The organism is Aeromicrobium sp., assembly GCF_025965075.1.
Lineage (GTDB): Bacteria > Actinomycetota > Actinomycetes > Propionibacteriales > Nocardioidaceae > Aeromicrobium.
Map to the genome: position 1 here is coordinate 1 of NZ_JAOPXQ010000105.1, position 7,183 is coordinate 7,183.

7 protein-coding genes and 1 pseudogene are annotated in these 7,183 nt (G+C 71.4%); 1 reads left to right on the forward strand and 7 read right to left on the reverse strand.

The genetic code is table 11. The features are described 5' to 3' along the window. The 5 genes from obgE to JWQ91_RS07000 all read right to left on the reverse strand — a co-directional run. A partial coding sequence (obgE, locus tag JWQ91_RS06980; RefSeq protein WP_297782140.1) for a GTPase ObgE occupies positions 1 to 676 on the reverse strand: 676 nt, incomplete at its 3' end. 115 nt (positions 677 to 791) lie between these two features. Continuing rightward, positions 792 to 1,070 carry a 50S ribosomal protein L27 gene (rpmA, locus tag JWQ91_RS06985; protein ID WP_297782141.1) on the reverse strand — a complete coding sequence of 93 codons (279 nt, stop codon included), beginning with the start codon at positions 1,068 to 1,070 and terminating at the stop codon, positions 792 to 794. Between the two features lie 12 nt (positions 1,071 to 1,082). Then, the gene (rplU, locus tag JWQ91_RS06990; protein WP_297782142.1) at positions 1,083 to 1,391 is read right to left on the reverse strand and encodes a 50S ribosomal protein L21; all 309 of its coding nucleotides are present in this window, start codon (positions 1,389 to 1,391) and stop codon (positions 1,083 to 1,085) included. 93 nt (positions 1,392 to 1,484) lie between these two features. Continuing rightward, positions 1,485 to 4,073, reverse strand: coding sequence for an Rne/Rng family ribonuclease (locus JWQ91_RS06995; protein ID WP_297782143.1), 2,589 nt, complete (start codon positions 4,071 to 4,073; stop codon positions 1,485 to 1,487). A 167-nt stretch (positions 4,074 to 4,240) separates the two neighbouring features. Continuing rightward, positions 4,241 to 5,005 carry a TIGR03936 family radical SAM-associated protein gene (locus JWQ91_RS07000; protein WP_297782144.1) on the reverse strand — a complete coding sequence of 255 codons (765 nt, stop codon included), beginning with the start codon at positions 5,003 to 5,005 and terminating at the stop codon, positions 4,241 to 4,243. A 41-nt stretch (positions 5,006 to 5,046) separates the two neighbouring features. Here JWQ91_RS07000 and JWQ91_RS07005 point away from each other — a divergent pair, with 41 nt between their 5' ends. Continuing rightward, entirely contained in the window at positions 5,047 to 6,267 is a 1,221-nt protein-coding gene (locus JWQ91_RS07005; protein ID WP_297782145.1) for an MFS transporter, read from the forward strand. Positions 6,268 to 6,270: 3 nt separating this feature from the next. Here JWQ91_RS07005 and JWQ91_RS07010 read toward each other — a convergent pair whose 3' ends face one another. Together JWQ91_RS07010 and JWQ91_RS07015 are read right to left on the reverse strand one after the other, a co-directional pair. Then, the gene (locus JWQ91_RS07010) at positions 6,271 to 6,462 is read right to left on the reverse strand and encodes a hypothetical protein (RefSeq protein WP_297782146.1); all 192 of its coding nucleotides are present in this window, start codon (positions 6,460 to 6,462) and stop codon (positions 6,271 to 6,273) included. A gap of 256 nt (positions 6,463 to 6,718) precedes the next feature. Next, a pseudogene (locus JWQ91_RS07015) lies at positions 6,719 to 7,183 on the reverse strand (B12-binding domain-containing radical SAM protein); the annotation flags it as partial.

Here is a 7,183-nt window from a genome sequence, read left to right on the forward strand (position 1 = left end):
GGCCCTCGCTGGCCCCTTCGATCAGGCCGGGGACGTCGGCGACGGTGAACGTCGTCGAGCCCGCAGTGACGACGCCGAGGTTGGGGACCAGCGTCGTGAACGGGTAGTCGGCGATCTTGGGCCGGGCCCGCGACAGCGAGGCGATGAGGCTCGACTTGCCGGCGCTCGGGAAGCCGATCAGGCCGATGTCCGCCACGACCTTGAGCTCGAGCGTGATGGTCAGCTCGTCGCCGGGCTCGCCCTTGAGCGCGAAGCCGGGGGCCTTGCGCTTGGACGAGGCCAGGGCGGAGTTGCCGAGACCGCCGCGACCGCCGGCGGCGATGACGAGCTCGGTGCCCGGGCCGATCAGGTCGGCCAGGACCTCACCGGACTCGTCGCGGACGACGGTGCCGTCGGGGACCCGGAGGACCAGGTCCTCGCCGGCGCTGCCGCTGCGGTTGCTGCCGGCACCGGGGGCGCCGTTGGTGCCGCGACGGTGGGGCTCGTGGTGGTAGTCGATGAGGGTCGTGACATCGGCGCCGACCTGCAGGATCACGTCACCGCCGTTGCCGCCGTTGCCGCCGTCGGGACCACCGAGGGGCTTGAACTTCTCGCGGTGGACCGAGGCGACACCGTCGCCACCGGACCCGCCCGCGACGTGGAGCGTCACCTTGTCGACGAAGCTGGGGACAGCCATCGGCCGCTCCTTCCGTACGGGCCCGTGAGGGCGGTTGCGTGTTGCCTGAAAATGGGACGAAGGGGCCAGCCCGCAGCGGCGGACGGCCCCTTCGAGGGAAGCGTGTTCGCTGGTGCTACTCGGCCGGACTACCCGCGAGGACAGTGGCCGGGACGATGTTGACGACCTTGCGTCCACGACGACGGCCGAACTCGACCGAGCCCGCCGACAGCGCGAACAGCGTGTCGTCGCCACCGCGGCCGACGTTGGTGCCCGGGTGGAAGTGCGTCCCACGCTGACGGACGATGATCTCGCCGGCGTTGACGAGCTGTCCGCCGAAGCGCTTCACGCCGAGGCGCTGTGCATTTGAATCGCGGCCGTTCTTGGTGGAGGCTGCGCCCTTTTTGTGTGCCATCTGCTCAGTCCCCTACTTGTCGATCCCGGTGATCTTCACCTGGGTGTACTTCTGACGGTGACCCTGACGCTTCTTGTAGCCGGTCTTGTTCTTGTACTTCTGGATGACGATCTTCGGGCCCTTGGCATCGCCGACGACCTCAGCGGTCACCGTGATCTTGGCCAGCGCGTCGGCATCTGCCGTCACGTTGTCGCCATCGACGAAGAGAACGGCAGGCAGGGAGAGCGTGTCGCCCTCGGCCTGGACGACCTTGTCGATCTGGATGACGTCGCCGACAGCAACCTTCTGCTGGTTGCCGCCACTGCGCACGATTGCGTACACCACGGGAATCCTCACTCATTTCAGCTCTGGGGCACGGCCCACACAGGAGTGGGACGCGCGAGAACGGCGCGCAGAGCGCACCGAGGAACTAGTTTACGGAGCCTGACCCTCGCTGGTCAAAACGGGGGTCTCCGACGGGGTGCTCTCCGCGGCTGCGGAGGGTGCCTCGGCGGACGCCGGCGGACCGGCTGGCTTGGACGCGGAGCCACGCTTGCGCGAGCCCCGACGGGTCGTGGGTGCCTGCTCGGCGGGCGCCTGGGCGTCCGCCGACGGCTTGTCGACCACCGGCGTGTCGACCGCGGGAGTGGGCGGTGCCGGGGTCTCGGCGACGGGCTGCTGGGAGGCGGTGTCGTCCGTGATCTGCGCCTGAACGGGCTGCGACTCGGCCGGCTTGGGCTCGGTCGGCTTGGGCTCCTCGGGCTTGGGACCGCGGGGGGCGTTGGCCCCACCGTTGCCCTGGTTGCCGCCACCGCCGCCCCGGTTGCCGCCGCCGTTGTCGTTGCCGCGACCGCCGCCGGTGTTGCCGCGTCCGCCGCGGCTGCCGCGCCGCTGCTCGTCCTTCTTGGGCTCCACGGGCGTGTCCTGAATCACGACGCCACGGCCGTGGCAGTGGTCGCAGTCGACACTGAACGACTCGAGCAGGCCCGTGCCGATCCGCTTGCGGGTCATCTGGACCAGGCCCAGCGAGGTCACCTCGGCGACCTGGTGACGCGTGCGGTCACGACCCAGGCACTCGACGAGGCGTCGGAGCACGAGCTCGCGGTTGCTCTCGAGGACCATGTCGATGAAGTCGACGACGATGATGCCGCCGATGTCGCGCAGGCGGAGCTGGCGGACGACCTCCTCGGCGGCCTCGAGGTTGTTCTTGGTGACGGTCTCCTCGAGGTTGCCGCCCGAGCCGGTGTACTTGCCGGTGTTGACGTCGACGACCGTCATGGCCTCGGTGCGGTCGATCACGAGCGAGCCGCCCGACGGCAGGAAGACCTTGCGGTCCAGCGCCTTGTGGATCTGCTCGTCGAGGCGGTATGCCGTGAAGGCGTCCTGCTCCTTGTCGTCCCAGCGCCTGACCCGGTCGGACAGGTCGGGGGCCACGTGGTCGATGTAGCCCTTGATCATGTCCCAGGAGTCGTCGCCCTCGACGACGAGGCCCTGGAAGTCCTCGTTGAACAGGTCGCGGACGACCTTGATCATCAGGTCGGGCTCGGAGTAGAGCAGCTCGGGGGCCTTGCCGGCCTTGACCTTGCCCTCGATGACCTCCCAGCGGGCGGTCAGCGCCGTGACGTCGCGGGTCAGCTGCTCCTCTGTCGCGCCCTCGGCGGCGGTCCGGACGATGACGCCGGTGTTGTCCGGCAGGACCTCCTTGAGGAGGGCCTTGAGCCGCGCGCGCTCGTTGTCGGGGAGCTTGCGGGAGATGCCGCTGGTCTGACCGCCCGGCACGAGCACCAGGAAGCGGCCCGGAAGACTGATCTGGCTCGTCAGGCGGGCGCCCTTCTGGCCGATGGGGTCCTTCGAGACCTGGACCAGGATCGTCTGGCCCGGCGTGAGGGCGTCCTCGATCTTGCGCTGCTTGCCGTTGCCCAGCGTCGTCCAGTCGACCTCGCCGGCGTACAGGACGGCGTTGCGGCCCGCGCCGATGTCGACGAAGGCGGCCTCCATGCTGGGCAGGACGTTCTGGACCTTGCCGAGGTAGACGTTGCCGATGATCGAGACCTGCGACTCGCGGGCGACGTAGTGCTCGACGAGGACGTTGTCCTCGATCACGGCGATCTGCGTGTAGTCGTCGCGCTGGCGCACGACCATCTCGCGCTTGACCGACTCGCGGCGGGCGAGGAACTCGGCCTCGGAGACGATCGGCGCGCGACGGCGTCCGGCCTCGCGGCCCTCGCGGCGGCGCTGCTTCTTGGCCTCGAGCCGGGTCGAGCCGGCGACGCCGGTGATCTCGTCCTCGGCGGTGCGGCCGCTGCGGACGCGGACCACGGTGTTCTCGGGGTCGTCGGGGTGCGCGTCGGCACCCTCGCCGGCCCGGGCCCGGCGACGGCGTCGGCGGGTGCCGCCGTTGCCGTCGTCCTCGGTGTCGTCGTCGGAGTCCGCTGCGGTGTCGTCGGAGTCGCCCTCACCCTTGCGGCGACGGCGGCCACCGCGGCTGCGGCGACGGCGTCGCGGCGCGTCCGGGTCGTCGTCGTCCTCGTCGGCGTCGTCATCGACGTCGGCCTGCTCGGTGTCGGCCGGCGCGGGCTTGGTCCGGGCCGGAGCGAGTCCCGGCTCGGGAGCCTTGAACATCGCCGCCGTCGCGAACGTCGGTGCGGCCGAGGTCGCCGTGGTGGTCGTCGCGGCGCTGTCGTCCGCGGTCTCGTCGACCTCGTCCTCGTCCACCTCGTCCGTGGCCGGGGCGACATCGGCGGGCGGGCCCGCGGGGGCGGCTGCCTTGCGGGTGGCCCGACGGGCCGGCGCCTTCTTGGCCGGGGCGTCCTGGGCGGCCGAGGTGTCGTCCGCGGCCCGCCGGTCGGCCTGCTGGGGCTCGGCCTGCTTCGGCTCGGCCTTGGCCCGGGGGGCCTTGGCCGGGGCGACGGGAGCCGCGAAGCTCACGGCGGCGGGCGGTCCCGCCGGTCGGCCGGCGGCACGACGGCGGGTCGTGGGCGCCTCGGTGGATTCAGCTGTGGGTGTGTCGTTGTCGTCGAGCATGCGCTCTCCTTCGCCCTGGGCCGGACATTCTCGGCCCGGGGCACGTATGCGGTCCGGCGGGCGGACCTGAAGCCTTCGGTCAACCCCGGCGCCACGCGCCGGGGGTTGACGACGAACCTCGGCTTGTCACATCGACTCCCACACCTGCCGCCGCGGTCGGCACCCGATCAGGATGCGTCGCGGTCGAAGGCAAGTGGATCGCCAACCGTGCCGAGCTCCGTGTCCAGAGGGCCCTGGGCCAAGCGAGTCGCGATGGGCGTCTGCTCGAGCTCGAGACCCCCGCTCGAACGGAGTCCGGCGAGAACGTCGTCTGGTCGTATCGACGGTGTGTCGTGTCGCACAACCACTGCCAGTATCGCACACGGCCCCATCGGGGTCTCGTCGGAACGCACCGAGAGGCCCAGCACCGCGGCGCGGCAGTCGAGCGTACGCAACCCGCGCTTCATCATCCGCTCGATCAGGACCTCCTCTGCCGCGAGGAAGCCGTCGACGGCGGACTGCGCGTGCTCGGCGGTGACACCGGGCAGCGCGATCTCCCACGAGCTGCCCTGCAGGCGGTCGGCCAGCGCGCCGGGCTTCGCGACGACGACCTCGACGATGTCGATGCCGTCGGGCAGGGCCGAGTCGAGGGCCTCCCGGACCTGGTCGGGGTCGCACGGACGGGTCATGCCGATCTCGAGGTACTCCGCCTCGCTCGCCGCACCGGTGGGAGACGCGTTGGCGTACGAGATCTTGGGGTGCGGGGTGAAGCCGGAGGAGAAGCCGATCGGGATAGCCGCCCGCCGGACCGCCCGCTCGAACGCGCGGGCGAAGTCCCGGTGGCTCGTGAACCGCAGCCGGCCACGCTTGGCGTACCGGATCCGCAGCTTCTGCACGATCGGCAGCTGCGGGTTGGGGGCTTCGGGATTGGGGGTTCCCTCGAGGGTCGTCACCCGTCGAGGCTACCCGCGCCTCGACGCACCACAATGGGCACGTGACGTCTGCTCCCCCCGCCCCGACCCTCGTCGGCCGCTGGCTCGTCGGCACCGCGATCGTCCTGCTCGCCGCCAACCTGCGGGTCGCGGTCGGCAGCATCGGCGTCGTGCTCGAGTCGGTCCGTGACGACCTGGGGATGAGCACGACGGTCGGTGGGGTCCTGACGACGCTGCCCGTCGTGTGCTTCGCGGTGTTCGGGGTCGGCTCGGCCGGGGCGGTACGCCGCCTGGGGCTCCACCGGGCCGCCGCGCTGGTGCTGGTGCTGGTGCTGGCGGGACTCGCCAGCCGCGCCGTGGTCCACGACGGGGCGTTGTTCCTCCTGTGCAGCATCGTCGCGCTGGCCGGCGCCGCGGTCGGCAACGTGATCCTCCCGCCGCTGGTCAAGGCGCACTTCCCCGACCGGATCCCGCTCGTGAGCTCGTTCTACGGGGCCGCGCTGATGGCCGGCGCCGCGACAGCCTCGGTCGCCACGGTGCCGCTGTCCGACGCGTTCGGCGGCTGGCGGGCCGGGATCGGGCTGTGGGCGGTCGTCGCGGCGGTCGCCCTCGTCCCGTGGCTCGTGCTGCTGCGCCGCGACGTCCACGCCGGTCCGACGACGAGCGAGCGGCTGGCGCTGCGGGACATCGCGCGCTCGCCGGTCGCGTGGGCCATGGTCCTGGTCTTCACGGCGCAGTCCGCGGGGGCCTACGCCCAGTTCGGCTGGTTCGCCGAGATCCTCACCGACGGTGGCGTCTCGGACGGCTACGCCGGGGTCCTGCTGGGCCTCATCAGCGCGGTCGGCATCCCGTTGACCCTCGCGCTGCCGTGGTTGATCGGTCTGGTCGGCGACCGGCCGTACCTGCCGTGGGCCTTCTCCGCGGTCACTGCGGCGGGGTGGCTCGGCGTGCTGCTGGCACCGTCGACGGTCCCGTGGCTGTGGGCGCTGCTGCTGGGGCTCGGCGGCGGGGCGTTCACCTGGACCCTGACGATGATCGCCCGCCGCACCCGCACGACGGCCGGCACCGCAGCGCTGTCGGTCGCGACGCAGGGCGTCGGCTACCTGATCGCCGGCCTCGGCCCGTTCGGCGTCGGCGCCCTGCACGACCTGACCGGGTCGTGGACCGTGCCGTTGATCGCGCTGATCGTGCTGCCGGCGTTCATCGCCGTGTTCGGCACGATCGTCGCGCGGCCCGTCATGCTCGAGGACTCCCTCGGAAGCAGGACCGGACCGCGCGACTAGGGGTCAGCAACCGACCGGGCGGGTCGCGACGGCGCGGGTCGCACGGGCCTGGCGGGCGAGGTGCGCGACGAACGCGAGGCGCCCACCGTGCTCCTGCACCGCGTGCTCCGCGGCGATCCGCCGGCGCTCGAGGCGCTCGGTGAGCTCACGCTCGTGCTGCTGGGTGTCCACCTGGGCGATGAAGTCGTTGTACATGATGTGTTCCTTTCGTCATGCACGACATTCCTCGCTGAGGCAGTGCCCCCACATCGGACGAACGGCGTAACCTGCGCGCGGCCGCTACCTCAGATCCCGCCCGGGCTACCTCACCCCCTCCGAGGTCGGTTTACCACGGTCCCGCAGCAAACCGACGCCCTCCGGCGTTCCCCCAGAGCAAGCTGGCGCGTACCGCGGGAAGTTTCCTGCGGTACGCGCCAGGTTGCTCAGGGACCGTGGTAAACCGCCGGCGGGGTCAGACGACGCTGAGCGGCAGCAGGGTCTTGCCGGTGGGGCCGATCTGGATCTCGGTGTCCATCTGCGGGCAGACGCCGCAGTCGAAGCACGGGGTCCAGCGGCAGTCCTCGACCTCCAGCGCCCCCGAGGGGTCGAGCGCGTCCTGCCAGTCCTCCCACAACCAGTCGCGGTCGAGGCCTGCATCGAGGTGGTCCCAGGGAAGCACCTCGGCGTACTCGCGCTCGCGGACCGTGTACCAGTCGAGGTCGACCGGCTCGTCGGCCAGGGCTTCCTCGGTCTTGGCCGCCCAGCGCTCGTACGAGAAGTGCTCGCTCCAGCCGTCGAACCGGCCACCGTCGCGCCACACCGCCTCGATGACCTTGCCGACGCGGCGGTCGCCCCGGGACAGGAGTCCTTCGATGATGCCAGGCTTGCCGTCGTGGTAGCGGAAGCCGATCGCCTTGCCGTACTTCTTGTCGGCCCG